The organism is Sedimentibacter sp. B4, assembly GCF_000309315.1.
GTDB lineage: Bacteria > Bacillota > Clostridia > Tissierellales > Sedimentibacteraceae > Sedimentibacter > Sedimentibacter saalensis.
This window is the reverse complement of the sequence record NZ_CANG01000028.1, coordinates 1-1,233: the sequence shown is the minus strand read 5'-3', so window position 1 is coordinate 1,233 and position 1,233 is coordinate 1. Positions and strand designations below refer to the sequence as shown.

Genomic DNA, 1,233 nt, shown 5'->3' with positions numbered 1-1,233 from the left:
TTTTTTTATAAATATTAAATCAAAAGCTGATATTTAAGGGTTATTTTGGAATAATTATTTTATTATCAATAATGGGACAAAAGTTGGCATAGTTATTGCTTGTTATATTGGTAACTTAAATAAAATAATATTAGGAGGAATTGTAATGCAAAACGTAAAGGTTATTATATGGGGACTTGGAGCTATGGGCTCAGGTATGGCTAAAATGTTACTTAACAAAAAAGGTGTTGACATAGTAGGTGCAGTTGGAAGAGGATCAAAAATCGGTAAGAGCATGTATGAAGTAATCGGTGTTGAAAGAGGAGACAGACCAGAAGTATTGATTGGATCTGCAGAAGATGTAATCACTGAAAAGGCAGCTGACGTTGTTCTTTGCTGTACAGATTCTTATACAAAAGTTGCTTTTGAAAGATTGAAATTTGTTTTGGAGAAAAAAATCAACGTTGTATCAAGTGCAGAGGAAATGTCTTATCCACAAGCTCAACAGCCTGAACTTGCAAAACAGCTTGATGAAATTGCTAAGGCAAACGGAGTATCAATTCTTGGAACAGGTATTAACCCAGGTCTCATAATGGACTTGCTTGTAGTAGTTATGACTGGATGCTGTGAATCAGTTGATCACATTATATCAAGAAGAGTTAACAGCCTTTCACCATTTGGACCAACAGTTATGACTGAACAAGGTATAGGCATAACTGTAGAAGAGTTCAAAAAAGGTGTTGAAACAGGACACTTGGCTGGACACGTTGGATTCCAGGAATCAATCAGCATGATTTCTGATGCTATAGGCTGGAATGTTGAAAAAATTACTACATCAATGGATCCAATAGTTACAGATGTTGACAGAAAGTCTCCATACGGCTTTGCTAAAGCTGGAAATGTTGCAGGCGTTGCTATGAAAGGCTACGGCTACATAGACGGAGAACTGAAAATCGAAATGGATCATCCTCAGCAAATAGAACCTGAACAAGTTGGCGTTACAACAGGGGACTATGTAATAATAAAAGGAACTCCTAACATCAATATGGTTAACTCACCTGAAGTACCAGGAGGAATCGGAACAATAGCAATGTGTGTAAACATGATACCTCAAATTATCAATGCAAAACCAGGTTTGAGAACTATGATAGATTTACCTGTTCCAAGAGCAATAATGGGAGACATGAGAAATCTTATAGATCCAGAATGCAAAATAGTAAAGTAGTAAAACAGCTAGACTGATTGATTAACAAT

The 1,233-nt window shown here is 36.2% G+C and carries 1 protein-coding gene; it reads left to right on the top strand.

The features are described 5' to 3' along the window. Window positions 1-145: 145 nt before the first annotated feature. Complete coding sequence (gene ord, locus BN358_RS04780; protein WP_019228155.1) at window positions 146-1,204, top strand: 2,4-diaminopentanoate dehydrogenase; 1,059 nt, start codon at window positions 146-148, stop codon at window positions 1,202-1,204. Window positions 1,205-1,233 lie beyond the last annotated feature (29 nt).

Coding starts and splice junctions, on each gene's coding strand:
- ord (WP_019228155.1), top strand. CDS start 146: ATGCAAAACGTAAAGGTTATTATATGGGGACTTGGAGCTATGGGCTCA.